Consider the following 16,536-nt stretch of genomic DNA (forward strand, 5'->3'; position numbering starts at 1 on the left):
CCCTTTTCTTACATGTCTATTGCTTGTCTCAGTGTCACAACGTTTTTAAAAAGATAGGCATCTAAGCCGGCAGCTTCACCTGCTTCTACATCAATATTTCTGTCACCAATGACCAAACCAGATGTAATGTGATATTTATCACGTAAATAAATCATGGATTCAGGATCTGGTTTTCGTTTAAAGCCAGAACTGGCAGTCACCACCTCGGTGAAGTAGTTCGCTATCTGGGTCTTAGCAAGAAGTTCTAGCACTTGGTCATTTCGATGAGAAACCAAGAAATGGCGACCACCCTTGTCCGAAATGTCTTTGAGTAATTCTGGAATTCCCTCAAACAAAACTGGATGCTCTAGCTCACGCGCTTCATTTTCTTTGTAGTTCTCTAAAACCCCCTCGATATTTGGTGCAAACTTCTCAATGGCAAAAGCTGTCGAAACCTTCAAAGCTTCGTAGACACGGTCGTGTTCTTGCTCTATTCCGTATTGGGCTAAGGTTTCTACAAAGGCTGCTGTAGAAGACTCATAATTATCCAATAGGGTACCACCTAAATCCCATATATAGTCGTGATATTTCATACCCTTCATTATACCATTTTTTTATGAAAAAAGCGATGATTTCCTAGATTTTTCGGCTCTATAATTTCTATAGAGGGTAAAACACTATTGCATCTATAGAGTCTTTTTGTGAAGAAAAGCTCCTCTATGAATAATCAAGCAAAATCTTTCCTATCTCAAATGTACAAATTAAAAAATAGAAACTACTAACAACTACATCATTATTCGCAAACGAAACGCTTTTGGATTTCCAAACTTTAAAAATAGAATCCTCATTGCTTTGAATACCACATTAGAGAGCAGAAAAAGATTATTCCAATATGGAATCTCTTGTTAATTCATTTCAGTTTCCAATGATTCCATCTTTCTTTTCAATTGTAATTTCTTCTCCAAACAGGCAAAAAACGATAACGTCCTTTAAAGGAGTTATCGTTTTTGTATATCGTCAGATAAAGTTTGATTTTTATTGAGCTAAATTCGATTAGTTTCTTCCGAAGTTTTGACCTCTACCATCGCGGTCAAAATACATCCAACTTCCATCTTCAAGTTGAATCCATTTGCTTCGAGCCATATCCCCTGAATTGACATCGAAATATCGACTAACTCCATTCACATCAACAACTTTTCCTTTGACTTGCTTGCCGTCTTGCGTGAAATAAAGAGTCTGTTGACCAACCTGCTGCAAGCCTGTCACTGCTTTTCCAGCTTGATCAAAATAATACCACTCATTTTGGGAACCTTCGACAAACTTGTTGATTGCCATCTCTCCTGAGTTAGCATCAAAGTAACGGATACTCTTATCTGAAAGTGTCACGATTTTGCCCTTGACTTGCTTGCCATCTTGGTCGAAGTAAAGTGTTTGTTTGCCAATCTTTTGAAGACCTGTTACTACTTTTCCAGTTTGGTCAAAGTAATACCATTCGCTCTTGGCACCTTCTGCAAACTTGCCGACTGCCATTTCTCCTGAATTGGCATCAAAGTAACGGATGGTTTTATCAGCCAAAGTTACTACTTTACCCTTGACTTGCTTACCATCTTGGTCAAAGTAAAGTGTTTGTTTGCCAATCTTTTGGAGACCTGTCACTGCTTTTCCAGTTTGGTCAAAGTAATACCATTCGCTCTTGGCACCTTCTGCAAACTTGCCGACTGCCATTTCTCCTGAATTGGCATCAAAGTAACGGATGGTTTTATCAGCCAAAGTTACTACTTTACCCTTGACTTGCTTGCCATCTTGGTCAAAGTAAAGTGTTTGTTTGCCAATCTTCTGAAGGCCTGTCACAGCAACTCCATCTGCTCCGAAATAGTACCAATCATTTGGGTTATCACCTTGGGCAAAGCGGTTTGTACCAGCATTTCCTGAATCCTTGTCAAAGTAACGAAGTTTGCCATCCTTAGCACTCACAATCTTGCCCTTGACTTGATAACCATTTTGGTCAAAGTATTGCTGTCCATCTCCTATCTTGACAAGACCTCGAGCCATAACACCCTTAGCATCAAAGTAACGCCAGTTTTGACCATCAGTAGTGTAGTAACGGTTAAGAACTTGGGCACCAGTTTGATCATAGTAGTACTGATTACCATTTTCATCTTCACGGATAGAATCACGAAGTTGAATACCATTCTTCAAGAAATAAATGTGCTTGCCATCAATTTCATGAGCACCTGTTACAAGATAGCCTCGTTTATCGAAGTAATACCAATTTCCATTTTCATCTTGGATAAAGGAATTTTTTGCTTGATAACCACTAGTTGAATAGAACTTAGTACCATTGGCATCACTAACAAATCCTGTGTAAGCATTCTTATTAACTAATTGCTTAGGCAATACTATCTCGCCATTTTTGTTAGTGAGATAGTCGTTGCTAGCCCAGTCTTTAAGAACATAGTAAGCACCACGACCTAAGATATTGGTACCATTGAAGTACTTAGCCGACCACTTGGTAATCTTCTCATCTGTTGTCATCTTTTGACCATTGGAAATCTGTACTCGTTCAAAGATCTCTGGATATTTAGCTTTAAGCTCATCCAAGTAGGCTCCACCGTACTTACCTTGGAAATCAGTCCCATTGGTCTTACTATTAGCTACATAGAGTTTTTCCTTGATTTCTGCACCTTCACGGTAGGTTCCATAGTTATTGACACGTGTTGCTGTTACCACTTCCTTACCTGGTAGGTTATAGATTTGGTCTGGTACCCAGTCCGCGATGGCTTGGATATTGACACTGTGAAGCGCACGAAGAGCATTGAGCAAATCTTTTAGAGAACCATATTTATTATTCTTGCTCATCGCCATATCGTAGCGGTCTTCAAAGGCATAACCATTCTGAATGATAGAATCTAAGAAAGTACCGTCTTGGCTAGATACATACTGAGGTGGTAGCTCAAATGAAGTTACTCCCCATTCCTTGAAGAGGTTGACATTTTTAGCAATGACTTTATTGGTATATTGGTCATCGCGGGTTGCAAAGTCCTGGAAGTTAGAAAATCCTTCGTAAATCAACTGAGAATCAAGGGCTGCGCTAGATTCGTAGACCTGACCACTAGCGTTTTTCTTCTTGCTTGCTGTTGTACGGGCATCCTGATCTGCCTTAGCGCCAACTGGTACCCAAACAGCCAGATATCCAGAAACCTGTACATTGCTATAGCCTGCAATATCATTCATATCAAAGGTTAAAATACCATTAGCATCTGTCTTCTTCCAGAGCGACTGTGGCACTTCTTCGTCAGTTAGATAGCGGGAAATGCCATCTTTGGTCGTCAAAAGTACAGGGCGATAGTATTGATTCTTGTGGGCTGCTCCCATATTGACTTGCAGTTTATCCCATACATTTAACTTGAGATTAGGGTTGTTTGAAGCAATCACAGCCATACCTTGAGTACGAGTTTCTGCTGTTCCTTCATCTGTTGCCTCATTGGCACCAGTACCGTAGCGCACAGAAGTCAAAATACCATTGTAAGACCATTTATCAGCCTCACGAGGTACACCCATATAAGTGACTTTCATGTCTTGTCCACCTGCTACATACTTAATACGAGCACGCAACAAGGCATCGATAGCGTCGTGGTAAGGAGATTTTTTCTCCATGTATTGACCATCATCGGTATAGAGGTCACCATAGTAGACCCGAGTGATAGAGTCTTTATTGGAGAGCATGAGAGCATGAGCAGTTGGGATGTTGAACTGCGTATACTTCTTGTCTGCCTTGCGCATATCTTCGTTGTAGATCTTGAAGGCTTGCTTGAGTTCATCCATGGTAAAGGTCAAACCATCCGTATTTGGATTGATATTTTCCCGGATGATGTCGGCAATAACGGTTTGTACTTCACTGTCATGAGCCCGAACAAAGATATAGTTAGCCATCCGTTCGCCATTTTTCTTTTCAGAAGAACGGTCATTTAGACTATTTGTAATCGTTGGCTCTACTCCGCTACGGATAGATAGATTACGCATGAATGAATAAAGCAAGGACAAGCGTAGCTTGTTGTCAATTGCTAGTTGAGCGCCTTTAGTATCTTTGTTGTAGTCAGGATCGTTATCAGACCAAGCTTCCAAGATAGACAAATGCTTAATAGCTTCTTCTTCACTTTCTCCAACCTTGTAGCGAGACTTGAAGTAGTCAGATGCGATTTGGAGCAAGTCTGCGTTAACATTGTCCACCGCATCGACACGAACTCCGTCAAAATTAGCAGTCGGATCATTGGCTACGATGCTTCCAAAGTTCATCATAAAATGCAACCAGTTGAGTTGTTCGGCCTGAACAGCTGGATTAGAGTTGTCAAAGTCGTTAGCGAGCAAGAACTCATAACCACCGTTTGACTTGTCAATAAAGTACTTAGGTGTACCTGTTTGACTAGTAGGGGTACGGTTAAGCAAACGGAATTTAGAGTTAGCATGAGAGCTCTTCTCATTATTGGTATAAAGCAAAGCTCCACCCTGCAAGTGGTCCTTTTTAGTACCAGTTGTTTCAGACTCTGACTTGATATTCCAGTTTGGCTGGGTTTTGACAAAGGCACCCATCAGCGTTCTCAACCATTTGGTATCGCCTTCTTTACCAATTTTTTCCTCAATTTTGCGCTGAACCTGCTGAGAAGCTCCTGTCAGGAGAGCTTGTTCAACTTTGTTTTCAAAAGCACCTGCTCCCAGACCTTGCTGGTTCATATAGTTGAGGTAATTAATTTGAGTACGTTTATCAGGCCACCAAGCCATCAAAAGGGGACGTAAGTCTGTTTCTGTCGAAGCCGTCCATGTTTTTCCATCTTTTAAGATGAACTTTGGACGATACCAGCTATCTGCTGTCAAATAACCGTCTACAGTTTCAATATCCTTGTCAGTCGTACCATAGAAAGCATTCTTTTGGGAGAATTCATTATTGAGACTGCTGGTTCCTTGTTGGAACTGATATTCGTTTGAATCAACTAAGGCACCAGTTTCTGCATCAAAATAAAGTATTCTCCCATTAAGTTCAACTGCAAAATTCTTTTTAACTGTACCATCGTCCTGAACATAGTAATTTTTACCATCAATGGTCTTGATGTGAGATAGGACATTATCATCGTGGTCAGCATTTACAGGTGCAGGTTGAGCCTGATCTGCCACCATTCTTTCAGCTATTGCTTCCTGTTTTTGAGCAGGTTCGGGCAAGCGATCTTTCTTTGCAATATTTGAATTTTCAACAATCTTATCTGCAACAGCCGTTTTTTCTTGTTTGCTGTCATCTTGCTCTTGGGCAGTTGTTGGCCTTGCTTGTTTATTCTGCTCTGCTACTTCTGTTTTAGGGTTTTCTGTGATTGCATTAGCAGCTTTAACTTCTTCAGCAACAGCAACCTTTTCTGTAGATGCTTCTTTCGTATCTGCTGGTTTAGCAGGCTCTTGAGCATTGGTTTGAACTGTTGCTTCCGTATTTTCTGCTGGTTTAGCAGGTTTTTCACTAGCAGCAACATCGCCTGTCATCTTGTCTGCAGGGGTTGCTTTTTCTGCTTCTTTCTCAGAAGCTACGTTAGCTTGGGCTGGAGTTTGCTGACCCGGACCACTAGTCTGAGCTGTAGCAGGTTCTTGAACTACAACCTGCTTTACATCATCCGCATGGACAACGCCTGGTTCTAGACCAAGTACCTTTGGTGCTACAATAAGTGCCAAGGTAGTCAAAGCAATGGCTACCCAGTTTTTCTTAACTTTATGCATCTTATAATGAATCTTTTTCTCCATCATAAAACCTCCTTCTGAATTTAGTATAAAGTTATGCCCTTATTCTAGTATATTTTTCAAAATGATCATTTTTTGTTGCACATCTACAACTATGAAAGGCAAATTCTTTCAAACTGTTCTTTAAGCTTTTGGGCAACACCAAAGGAATCTAAAAATTCAAAAAATGATAGACATTGCTCGATATCATTTAAAGCATTGGTATTCCCGACCTTGTAGGCATACAGAGCCCTATGATACTTAATCAGCGTTCGATCATATAGATCTGTTTCAGGAATTTTAGAGTGATCGAGATAATTGAGAAACCTCATAGCAACTAGCAGATGGTTTCCTTCTATACAGACGCTAATGACATTAAGTAGCATCTTGATAATACGGCGGCGATTTTCAGGTAGGTTGTTATAAAACTGGGTACGATTGATCATCTCACTAGCAAAGGTTTCCAGCGTTTCCAAGGTCATCAAATCAACACTGTTTGTAAAGAGCCAGAGTTCATAACGCCCCCACTCCTCAACAGAAAAGAGATGATCCGTCAGAAATTCTATATCCTTCTTGCTAATCTGAAAATCTGGGCAACAGGAAGACAGAAGAGCTCTGACAATGATCGTATTGAGTTTATAGTTTTTCTTCTCAGGAAACTGTTCGGTCAAAGCTTCTGAGCTAGACAAAATATTCTGGAGCTTGACAACATTGTTTTCCTGATATGCATCAGCTACTTTTTTTGAGAACAGCACATCATCTGAATCAATGTAATTATGGTAAACATACTGAAACTCCTCTAGGGAAACGGCCATATTTTTTAAACAGCAATAAAAAGAATCAAGTGTGATCCCATTGACTCCCCGTTCAAAACGAGATAGCTGAGCCACGGAAATATCACCAGCAGCTACCTCTTTCAGGGACATTTTTTTTGATTCTCTAATGACTTTGAATATTTTTCCAAATGCTTTCAACATATCACTCCCCCCAGTTTCGTATATGCAAAAAATTCTTACTAATTTTAATATACTAGTAACACGTTTCAATTATATTACAGAGAAAGTACTTTATATTTCAAATTAATACAAGCAGATTAATTCGCATGATAAAGCATTTTAATATAGCATTTATTGAATATTCTATCTTTTTCAAGAATCTATTGATTTCAGTAACAATCTGAAGTATTCTATCTAACAACTTGAAAACACTAACATTTCTAGAGATAGAGTTCCTTCTTATGTTAAACGAATCTTGGTTGATTTATAAAAGATTGATATAAAAGCGCAGGACAATCATATGAAATATTTTTTAGAGATGGAGTAAATAAAAAAACGAGAGCCGAACTCTCGTCTTACTGTTGATTTCCAAAGACATCTCGATAGAGCATGCCGTCTCGTAAACTTTCAGCATCTCCTCCTAATTGCTCTACGAGCTTATAGGCAAAGGCAAGTGCGGTTGACGGTCCTCGGCTTGTTGTTAGATTGCCATCTACAACCACTGTTTGCTTTTGATAAATTCCGTCAGTAATTTGCTCCTGAACTCCGTCATAACAAGTAAAGTGCTTGCCTTTCAGGACACCTGCTTGATGAAGAGCGATTGGGGCTGCACAGATGGCAGCAATTTTCTTTCCTGCTTGATCAAAGGCTTTAATCTGTGAAATGAGCGCTTGATTATCTCGTAGGTGAGCTGAGCCTGGCATGCCACCTGGAAGAACTACTAAGTCATAGTCGGACAAATCACCATCAAAGATACGGTCGGCTTTTACCTGAATGTCATGTGACCCTGTCACCTGCTCTTCAAATCCTACCATATCACAAGAAATGTTTGCTCGACGCAAGACATCGACTACTGTCAAGGCTTCAATTTCTTCAAAACCTTGGGCTAAAATAACTGCTACTTTTGCCATGGTGGCCTCCTTATTTGATTTGTTTTAGGACGACTTTCTTTCGTTTGAATGGAACTTTTCCACTTTTCTCTTCTGCTAGATTTGTCTGGTAACTCATAGATAAGAGGAGACCAACACCAATGAGGTTACTTATAATCGCAGAGCCCCCTTGAGAAATGAAAGGCAGAGGAATCCCTGTCAAAGGAAGTAAGCCTGTCACGGCACCGATATTTTCAAAGATATGGAAGAGCAACATCATGATAAAACCAGTCGAAATATAGGTGTAAAACTGGTTGTTTGACTTAAGTGTAATCTTCAACATCCGGTAAATAAGAAGCAAGTACAGGGCAACAACAAAGACTGAACCAATAAAGCCAAAATCTTCAGCGATTACGGTGAAAATCATATCACTTTCGCGTACTGGAATGAGGAGATTGGACACATTGAAACCTTGTCCAAACAAGCCACCACTTCCAATCGCAATTTGTCCCTGCGCCTGTTGATATGTCGTTGTTTGCGCAAAGTCAAAGGGATTGAGCCAAGCCAAGATGCGGTTGATCTGGTAAGTTGGCATCCCAATCTGATGCAAGAAGGCACGTCCATCCTTGCTTATAAAGATGGCCATAAAGCCTGCAACTGCAGTCACTCCTGTCGCAAAAACAGGAATGATAATCTTCCACGAAACACCTGAAAGGAGGACCATACCGGAAAAAATAGCTACAAAGACCAAGGCCGTCCCCAAGTCACTTTGTAGGGCTAAGAGGATCAAGACTGGTATGGTAAAGGCAATCATCCAACCAATCAGTAGGAAATCCAAGGGAATAGTCCGTCGCCATTCCTTGTGTTTTTGAGTGAATCTTACAATGGCTCGAGCCAACATCAAGATATAGGAAATCTTCATGAACTCCGATGGCTGGAAAAGTGTCGTTCCACCAATCGATACCCAGTTCTTAGCACCTGTTGACGCTACAAGATTTGGATTGTAGAAAACAAGGGGGAGGACCATCAAAGCTAGCCCTAGACCATAAAGATAGGGAGTCACCTTCCATAAAAACTCGGTATTAAAGAACATGACCACAAATCCAATGACAAGCCCCAAGGAAATCCAAGCGATTTGCTGACCTAGAATTGGTAATACATTATTTGGATAGTCATGACTAACTGCTATATAAATGGCCACTACTCCAATCACCAGTAAACAAAACACTGGTAGGAGGAGGCTATAATCGACTCGAGAGTCGAAGGAACGTTTCATATTTTTTACCTTTTCTCTTTCTTGGATTTTTCTTTCATTCTATTGCGACGAGATTGGAGAAAATCAGCTACAGCAGGCTCTAGCTGTTCTCTAGAAAGAACCTGAACCGCCCTTTCTTTTGACAAGGCCTGAGCGATTTGTTTGCCGTAACGCTTGCTGACGACACGGCTGTCTAAGATTAGAGCAATCGAACCTTGGTCAGATCGTCTAACAGTACGGCCCAGGGCTTGTTTTAGCCGAATGATCGCCATCGGCAACTGATAATCATAGAAAGGATTTTTCCCTTCTTGGCGCAGTTCTTGGTTTAATTTTTTAGTTAAAGGTTCTTGGGGATTTTGGAAAGGCAATCTCGGAATCACTTGAATCACGCAAGGATGTGTTGAAAAATCAACCCCTTCCCAGAAACTACCTGTTCCAAGCAAGATCTGGCGTTCACCTTTTTCAAAACGTTTTTTCAGTTGGCTTGGTTCCCCATTTTTATACTGAGCTAGATGCGATTGGTCGAGCAGGTCCGAAACTGCCAGTAACATTTCTTTTGAGGTAAACAAGACCAGTATAGGTTCTTGAAAGGCTTGTAAGCTTCGGATAACAGAAGCCACTTCACTAGCATAGTCAAAAGGTGAAACTTCTGTCACAAGAGGAAAATCATCGACTAGAAAGACTTCTTGTTGCCCCTGCTTTGCTACATCAAGCTTAACAAGCGGAGCATCTGGAAATCCCAATAAATCTGCTAGGGAAACCCGATTGCTGATTTCAAGAGTGGCAGATACTCCTAGGAGCCTACAGTCTTCTGGCAATAAATCTGCTAGTATAAAGCGTCCTTTTTTGCTTGAACAAATCAAGACGTCCTTGCTAGACTTCTCAGTTGCAGCAAGCCAAAATTCACGGTCCGAGGTGAAAAAGTTTGCAATCTCTCTATACTCTGGGAGAGCTAACTCCGAGAAATGCTGGCGCAACTGTTCAAGAGAATCCAACCACTTTCCATTCTTAAGACCTGATTGATACTGCTCCATCAAGTAACGACATTCAAAACCTATACTCTCAAGCAAGCGTTTCTGAACCAAATCTTCCTCTGACTCTAAGGACTTTTCAATTTGAGTTACAAGTTCCTCAAGGCGGTAAGCCTGCTGGGCTAGATTTTCAAGGGCTAGCAGCATTTTTTGAGCTTCATCCAAAATTACCAAACGGTTATCAACAAACTCTGGATTGTCTTCCAAACGAGTGACCAGATAGGCATGATTGGTCAGAAGAACACGACTGGTCTTGGCCTTTTCCTGCCCTCGTTTCCAAAAATCCTCCATAGCAAATAAACTTTTCTTTGAAAGCTTGCCATCGTGGACTAGTTCTGGTAGAAAATGCTGGTAGCGATAAAGTTGCCCGATTTCGTCCAAATCACCTGTCTCTGTCTCTGTTAGCCAGATAAGTAACTGCATTTTAAAGCGAGTAAATAGACGATTGGACTCCGGTCGATGGAGGACTTGGTGAAAAGCATCCAATTTCAAGTAATTTTGAGGCCCCTTGAGACTATGAATTTCCAGATGGAAGACCTCTTTTAAACGCTGACCTTCTTCTTGCATGATTTGATTTTGAAGAATTTTGGTCGGAACGCTCACTAGGATACCTGCTTGACTCTCCAAGTTCAAAGCTGGGAGGAGATAACCATAAGTCTTGCCCAGTCCCGTTTGGGCTTGGATAAAGGATGTCTGGTGTTCTTCCAATAATTGCTCAATCTTCTCCGCAAATTCCAACTGTTGCGGTCGCTCCTCCAGCCCCAATAAAGAAATATTTTTAGCAAAGTCTTTGGATAACTTTCGTGGGACTAAGCCTTTGCTTTCCTTTCTGAGAAAAAGCCCATGAAGTTCCATCAAGTCTGGCGAAGACAAGAGAGATTGTTGCTGATAGACCTCCTCAATCACCAGATAACTTTCATAGAGAAGGTTGTCTGCAAGGTCTAACAAGCTTTCTAAAAGCCCTTTAGGTAGTTCAAAAAGTTTTTGACGCATGTAAAGCAAGAGTTCAGCTGTTGCCTGAGCATCTGATAGGGCAGTATGGGCATGTTCCAGCTCAATGCCCAGCTCTTGACAAAGGATACCTAAGTTATACTTTTCAAACTGAGGATACAGAATCTGGGCAAGCTCAACTGTATCCACCCGCGGTGTACGCAATTCATATCCTTCAAAAAAGAGGAATTCTGCAAGAAGGTTAGCATCAAACTGTACATTGTGCGCAACAAAAATACCGTCCTTAACCAATTCAAAAATTTTTCCGGCCACCTGAGAAAATTCTGGTGCCGCAGCCAAACGCTGATCGGTCAGACCCGTTAATTCTTTGATATGAGAATCCAAGGGTTCGTGGGGATTGACATCGGTCGCATACTGATCGATGATGTCACCATTCTCAATCACCACAATGCCTACTTGAATAATTTTTGCCTTGCTTCCGGTGCTGGTCGCCTCTAAATCAACGACTACATACCGATCATTTCTCGCATTCATCATTAAAAATTATATCAAAAAAAGCATGATTTGACACCCCTCAACTTTGATAACAATCTCACTTTCCTTGTGAGTTTGAGTAAAAACCCAGACCTTAAAAGTGAGAATTTCACGCAAGTTCAGCAGTTGATTCCTGGTTCTGAGGTATTTGAAAACCTTATTAACAAAGCTACATCAACATAAAAAGACAACTAAGGTATTAGCTGCCTTTTTGAGATATTTTTTTCATTGTTTTCGGAAGAGCTTTACTAATTTCGGTAGGCAAGACAAGGTAGTTTTCTTGAGCTAGTTCTTGCGCAATAGCTGAATGAAGGTGAGTTGCTGCCACCACTCTCTGATAGAGACTGACTTGGTGAAACTGACCTGCAAAACCTGCAATCATCCCAGCCAGAGTATCTCCCATCCCACCAGTTGCTTGATAGGGACCTCCAACTTCTAACTGATAATATTCAGGCTGACCAGCTTTCCAGATACGAGTCGCTGGACCTTTCTCGACAAGAATCGTTCCTTGAGGAAAAGCTGAAAGAGCCCTAGCAGTCGTCTCTGTATTTTGATGGTCAAGAACTATACCAGACAGTCTTTCCCATTCCTTTTGGTGGGGAGTTAGGATGAGCTGACTGGAAGGAAATGGTAACTGGCCGTTTGCTAAGATGCCCAAAGCACCGCCATCTGCAATCAAAATCTGGTCATTTTTGAGCCTATCTAATACCCGTTTTACGAGTTCTTCTCCAAATGCATCCTCTCGCAAACCCGGACCTAACAAGACAACTTCTGCCTTTACCAACTGTTCTTCTAACAATTGCTGGTCTTGAAGAGAGAAAGCCATGGCCTCAGGTAAATGGCTGTGCAGAGCCGGAATATTCTCCTTATCTGTACCAACAGTCACCAACCCTGCCCCACTTTTAACAGCTGCAATGGCTGACATAATGATAGCTCCTCCATATGGATAGGTCCCTCCCAGCAAGAGCAGACGCCCGTAATCTCCCTTGTGGCTGTGACGAGGCCGTTCAATAATGACCTTTTCTAATAAAGCTTGATCAATCACTTTCATCGATTTTTCCCTCTCACTCCATTATACTACAAAAGGAGGGGCAAACCTCCTTCTATCTATTTCCCTTAAATTCCGCAAAGGTCTGTAAAATTTTAGCTGCCACTGCTGGATAAGGAGCTCCTTTTAGCTCTAACGTGTCATCTGCATATGGAGTAAGGCCAGCAAAATCTCCTATCTGGACTGAATAGAGAGACGTTTTAAATAGTTCAATATCGTTTTGGTCATTTCCAAAAGCGATGAAGTTCTCCCCACATAACTTTTCAACAGTTGTCGCCTTATGAGTATCCAAGGGATTAACATAAAGGCACTTTTCATGCGCATGATAGGAGAGATGAGCCTGCCCCAGCCTTTCTAGCTGACCAAGCAGATCATCAAGCAACTCCTCGTGGTCGCCCATATAAACGACTACCTTAATCGGAGTCCCTAAGTCATCGAGTTTCTGATGACGAGCCACCTTTAGGGGATCCACACTGGAAATAAATGGAATCTTCTCCACAATCTGACCACTATAGTCAAAGCAATCATCTACAAAGAAAGGGAGATTATAAGTCTGGCAATAATCCACTAGCGCCTGATAAACTTTAGCATCGAGATTCCTTTTAAAGATAGCCTTCCCCAGATGATAGGCTACGCCTCCATTCAACCCTATGACCAAGCGCTGACTGAGTTCGGAACCTAATAAACCCAAACAATCCCGATAAGAGCGAGCTGAAGCAAACACAACCTCATGCCCATAATCTTCAGCCCTTAAAAGAACCTGCTGAATCTCCTCATCTATGGTCATGTAGTCAAAAGATAGCGTTCCATCCAGGTCAAATACGAATTTCATCTTCCTAATCCTTGTTCAGTGTTCGAAGCGCTGCCTGATAGGTTTGCTCCATAAGCATAGTAATGGTCATAGGACCAACTCCACCAGGTACAGGTGTGATGTGACTAGCAAGTGGTGCAACAGCATCATAATCAACATCTCCACAAAGCTTGCCATTTTCATCTCGGTTCATCCCAACGTCAATGACAACCGCTCCTGGTTTGACAAAGTCAGCAGTCACAAACTTAGCGCGACCGATTGCAACCACAAGAATATCCGCCTTAGCAGCCACCTTGGCAAGATGATGGGTACGTGAGTGAGTCAAGGTCACTGTTGCATTTTTAGCCAAAAGAAGCTGAGCCATCGGTTTTCCAACGATATTTGAGCGACCGATAACAACCGCATGTTTACCTTCTAGATCAATCCCATACTCATGAAACATCTCCATAATTCCTGCTGGTGTTGAAGGAATCATAACTGGATGACCAGACCAGAGGCGACCCATGTTTAGGGGATGAAAACCATCCACGTCTTTTTCAGGGTCAATGGCTAATAAAACGGCCTCTTCATCAATATGTCTTGGTAATGGTAACTGGACCAAAATCCCATGCCAAGCTGGATCTTGATTGTATTTGGCAATCAAGTCTAACAATTCCGCTTGTGTAATGGTTTCAGGAACTCGCACTACTTCACTACGGAAGCCAGCAGCGAGAGCTGACCGTTCCTTGTTGCGAACGTAGACTTGGCTGGCTGGATTGTTCCCCACCAAAATCACCACCAAGCCTGGAACTAAACCTGTTTCTTCTTTTAGTTTGGCAGTCTTTTCAGCTAACTGTCCTTGTAACTTAGCTGCAAGAGCCTTCCCATCAATAATCTGTGCCATATCTCTTCTCTTTTCTATCAAATATCCTTTATTATAACAAAAAATACCTTGTCATTCTAACATTTCTTGACTAATAGACCTTATAGTCTGAAACTATAAGAAAAAGCTCATATCGAGCTTTTGTGCCTATTTATACTAGGTAAATCTGTCATGCTTTCTTTTTGACTTTTGGAGCCGGTAAGACTTCATACATCTCCTTGATTAATCTCGTTAGAAATGACTTATCTTCAATGTCTTCTATCAAAATCATCTCCTTAGATTCTTCATAAGGACGTTCAAGTCTAGTCTGTCTCAGTTGATCCATGACCACCTTCACAGGCTTCAGTAACAAACGATTATCATAGATTCCCCCAATAATCTTCCCACGTTAATAAAGGATATACTATCCCATCATTGGACGATAACTCATCTCCTCTAGCTCTGATAGCTGTTCGAGAATGAAATCTAAATATTCCTTACTGGAAGCCATGATGCCTATTCCATTTCTTCTAAAAATGAAGTATTACAAAACCTTACTCAAAAATTCCTTGGTCCGTTGTTCTTTTGTTTGATCGAAAATCTCTTCTGGCGTACCATCTTCGACAACAACTCCATCCGCCATAAAGATAACACGGTCTGCTACCTCACGCGCAAAGCCCATTTCATGCGTCACAATCACCATAGTCATCCCTGACTTGGCAAGGTCTTGCATAACGGCTAAAACTTCTCCAACCATCTCAGGGTCTAGGGCTGACGTCGGCTCATCAAAGAGCAAAACATCTGGTTCCATAGCAAGTCCACGTGCAATGGCAATCCGTTGTTGCTGACCACCTGACAAACTCTGTGGATAGGCCGTTGCCTTATCTGGCAAACCAACTTTTTCTAACAGTTCCTGTGCTCTTTTCTCCGCAACTTCCTTGCTTTCACCTTTGGTTTTAATTGGTGACAACGTGATATTTTCCATCACCGTCATATTGGGAAAGAGGTTGAATTGTTGGAATACCATGCCCATCTTTTCACGCATGGCAAAAAGGTCATTTTTCTTATCAGTGATATCAACTCCTTCAAAGATAACCTTACCTTTACTTGCTTTTTCAAGGAGATTCATCGAACGAAGGAGAGTTGATTTCCCGCTCCCTGACGGACCGATAATGACCACAACTTCTCCACGTTTAATCTCAAGATTGATGCCTTTTAAAACTTCATTTTTCCCAAAAGACTTATGTAGTTCTTCAATTTTAATCAAGGTTTCTGCCATTATTTTTTGTCTCCTTGTCCAATATGTTTTTCAAATGCTTTCAACGCCACTGTCAAAACAGAGGTCATAATCAAATAGTAAAAGGCTGCAAATAAAAGGGGAGTCAATGGTAAATAAGTTGTTGTTGCTACAGTCGTTGCACCGTTCCATAACTCCATCACCCCAATCGCTGATAAGAGAGAACTATCCTTGATAATGGTGATAAATTCATTTCCAAGAGCTGGAAGAATATTCTTGATAGCTTGTGGCAAAATGACATAACGCATGGCATTTTTCGGACGAATACCAAGAGAGTAAGCGGCCTCTAACTGCCCTTTAGGAACCGCATTGATCCCCGCACGAACAGTTTCTGAAACGTAAGCTCCACTGTTCATAGAAATAATCAGAATACCAGGAATCAAACGAGAAAGATCAACTCCTAAAATTCCCACTTGGATAGTCGGAGCATTGATATGCATAAGAGCAAAGGCAATCATTATTTGAACCATCATCGGAGTTCCACGGAAGATCCAAACATACACATTTGCAAACCAAACGAGCGGTTTAAAGCGTGATCGCTGAGCAAAGGCCAGTAACACACCTATAATGGTCCCTAAGCAGACAACAAGGATGGAAATCAAAACGGTAATCAGAGCACCATAGTTAAAATATGGTAAATACTTTGGTAAAAAAGAAAAATTCATATTCAATCAACTTTCTATGCATTTTTGTATGATTATAACATGAATTGAATTAAAATGCAATCCTTTTTCTCTAATTTTAACAATTAACTTGATAGAATGGAGAAATAGAGAGAAATCACAGTTTTTTTCTAGTCAACTACCTCTTGTTTATGGTAAAATAGAAACGATAAGAAATGGAGGAGAATCAAAATGGAATCACATTTGGTTAGAATCATTAACCGCCTAGAAGCAATGACAAAAGATGGTGGAAATCTAAAACGTAATTTTGAACGTGAAGGTGTTGTCGTCGCAGAAGTTGCATACAGCCACGACGAAGAAAACGGATCACTCTTCACCCTTCGCGATGTAGAAGCTCGTGAAACTTATACCTTTGATAGCATTGATTTGATTGCAATGGAGATCTACGAACTCCTTTACTAATATAAAAACAACGGGCAGTAAGGCCCGATGAATGAGAATCCTTTTTGTCACCGCAAATGGGATTTTTTCTTAACTTCAATGTCGCT

The 16,536-nt window shown here is 41.1% G+C and carries 12 protein-coding genes and 1 pseudogene; 1 reads left to right on the forward strand and 12 read right to left on the reverse strand.

Annotated features, from left to right (window positions below; all coding sequences use genetic code 11):
- Positions 1-8 precede the first annotated feature (8 nt).
- The 12 genes and pseudogenes from SORDD15_RS04445 to SORDD15_RS04500 all read right to left on the reverse strand — a co-directional run bounded on the left by SORDD15_RS04445 (position 9) and on the right by SORDD15_RS04500 (position 16,030).
- Positions 9-572: an HAD-IA family hydrolase gene (locus tag SORDD15_RS04445; RefSeq protein WP_061415674.1), complete on the reverse strand. Its 564-nt coding sequence runs from the start codon at positions 570-572 to the stop codon at positions 9-11.
- A gap of 460 nt (positions 573-1,032) precedes the next feature.
- On the reverse strand, positions 1,033-5,760 hold the full coding sequence (locus SORDD15_RS04450; RefSeq protein ID WP_061414788.1) for a glycoside hydrolase family 70 protein: 4,728 nt from the start codon (positions 5,758-5,760) through the stop codon (positions 1,033-1,035).
- Positions 5,761-5,846: 86 nt separating this feature from the next.
- Complete coding sequence (locus tag SORDD15_RS04455) at positions 5,847-6,710, reverse strand: helix-turn-helix domain-containing protein (protein WP_061414791.1); 864 nt, start codon at positions 6,708-6,710, stop codon at positions 5,847-5,849.
- 374 nt (positions 6,711-7,084) lie between these two features.
- A complete protein-coding gene (locus SORDD15_RS04460) occupies positions 7,085-7,639 on the reverse strand; it encodes a DJ-1 family glyoxalase III (protein ID WP_061414793.1) in 555 nt (184 codons plus the stop codon).
- A 10-nt stretch (positions 7,640-7,649) separates the two neighbouring features.
- Entirely contained in the window at positions 7,650-8,873 is a 1,224-nt protein-coding gene (locus SORDD15_RS04465; protein WP_061414796.1) for an FtsW/RodA/SpoVE family cell cycle protein, read from the reverse strand.
- Positions 8,874-8,878: 5 nt separating this feature from the next.
- Positions 8,879-11,368, reverse strand: a complete 2,490-nt coding sequence (locus SORDD15_RS04470) for a bifunctional DnaQ family exonuclease/ATP-dependent helicase (RefSeq protein ID WP_061415676.1) — start codon at positions 11,366-11,368, stop codon at positions 8,879-8,881.
- 199 nt (positions 11,369-11,567) lie between these two features.
- A complete protein-coding gene (locus SORDD15_RS04475; protein ID WP_061414799.1) occupies positions 11,568-12,419 on the reverse strand; it encodes an NAD(P)H-hydrate dehydratase in 852 nt (283 codons plus the stop codon).
- 52 nt (positions 12,420-12,471) lie between these two features.
- Positions 12,472-13,248: an HAD hydrolase family protein gene (locus SORDD15_RS04480; protein ID WP_061414804.1), complete on the reverse strand. Its 777-nt coding sequence runs from the start codon at positions 13,246-13,248 to the stop codon at positions 12,472-12,474.
- A 4-nt stretch (positions 13,249-13,252) separates the two neighbouring features.
- A complete protein-coding gene (locus SORDD15_RS04485; RefSeq protein ID WP_061414807.1) occupies positions 13,253-14,110 on the reverse strand; it encodes a bifunctional methylenetetrahydrofolate dehydrogenase/methenyltetrahydrofolate cyclohydrolase in 858 nt (285 codons plus the stop codon).
- A 148-nt stretch (positions 14,111-14,258) separates the two neighbouring features.
- Positions 14,259-14,579 (reverse strand): annotated as a pseudogene (locus tag SORDD15_RS04490) (TfoX/Sxy family protein).
- A gap of 33 nt (positions 14,580-14,612) precedes the next feature.
- Positions 14,613-15,347 carry an amino acid ABC transporter ATP-binding protein gene (locus tag SORDD15_RS04495; RefSeq protein WP_061414810.1) on the reverse strand — a complete coding sequence of 245 codons (735 nt, stop codon included), beginning with the start codon at positions 15,345-15,347 and terminating at the stop codon, positions 14,613-14,615.
- Entirely contained in the window at positions 15,347-16,030 is a 684-nt protein-coding gene (locus tag SORDD15_RS04500; protein WP_001011622.1) for an amino acid ABC transporter permease, read from the reverse strand. Before SORDD15_RS04500 ends, SORDD15_RS04495 begins: the two co-directional genes overlap by 1 nt.
- A gap of 189 nt (positions 16,031-16,219) precedes the next feature.
- On the opposite strand from SORDD15_RS04500, the gene SORDD15_RS04505 reads away from it, so the two are divergent.
- Positions 16,220-16,450: a DUF1797 family protein gene (locus SORDD15_RS04505; RefSeq protein ID WP_000443577.1), complete on the forward strand. Its 231-nt coding sequence runs from the start codon at positions 16,220-16,222 to the stop codon at positions 16,448-16,450.
- The last annotated feature ends 86 nt before the right edge of the window (positions 16,451-16,536 follow it).

Source organism: Streptococcus oralis, assembly GCF_001578935.1.
Lineage (GTDB): Bacteria > Bacillota > Bacilli > Lactobacillales > Streptococcaceae > Streptococcus > Streptococcus oralis_R.

What these genes read in the sequence shown, in the direction of transcription:
- SORDD15_RS04445 (WP_061415674.1), bottom strand. Translation starts at nt 572, where the DNA reads ATGAAATATCACGACTATATATGGGATTTAGGTGGTACCCTATTGGAT.
- SORDD15_RS04450 (WP_061414788.1), bottom strand. Translation starts at nt 5,760, where the DNA reads ATGATGGAGAAAAAGATTCATTATAAGATGCATAAAGTTAAGAAAAAC.
- SORDD15_RS04455 (WP_061414791.1), bottom strand. Translation starts at nt 6,710, where the DNA reads ATGTTGAAAGCATTTGGAAAAATATTCAAAGTCATTAGAGAATCAAAA.
- SORDD15_RS04460 (WP_061414793.1), bottom strand. Translation starts at nt 7,639, where the DNA reads ATGGCAAAAGTAGCAGTTATTTTAGCCCAAGGTTTTGAAGAAATTGAA.
- SORDD15_RS04465 (WP_061414796.1), bottom strand. Translation starts at nt 8,873, where the DNA reads ATGAAACGTTCCTTCGACTCTCGAGTCGATTATAGCCTCCTCCTACCA.
- SORDD15_RS04470 (WP_061415676.1), bottom strand. Translation starts at nt 11,368, where the DNA reads ATGAATGCGAGAAATGATCGGTATGTAGTCGTTGATTTAGAGGCGACC.
- SORDD15_RS04475 (WP_061414799.1), bottom strand. Translation starts at nt 12,419, where the DNA reads ATGAAAGTGATTGATCAAGCTTTATTAGAAAAGGTCATTATTGAACGG.
- SORDD15_RS04480 (WP_061414804.1), bottom strand. Translation starts at nt 13,248, where the DNA reads ATGAAATTCGTATTTGACCTGGATGGAACGCTATCTTTTGACTACATG.
- SORDD15_RS04485 (WP_061414807.1), bottom strand. Translation starts at nt 14,110, where the DNA reads ATGGCACAGATTATTGATGGGAAGGCTCTTGCAGCTAAGTTACAAGGA.
- SORDD15_RS04495 (WP_061414810.1), bottom strand. Translation starts at nt 15,347, where the DNA reads ATGGCAGAAACCTTGATTAAAATTGAAGAACTACATAAGTCTTTTGGG.
- SORDD15_RS04500 (WP_001011622.1), bottom strand. Translation starts at nt 16,030, where the DNA reads ATGAATTTTTCTTTTTTACCAAAGTATTTACCATATTTTAACTATGGT.
- SORDD15_RS04505 (WP_000443577.1), top strand. Translation starts at nt 16,220, where the DNA reads ATGGAATCACATTTGGTTAGAATCATTAACCGCCTAGAAGCAATGACA.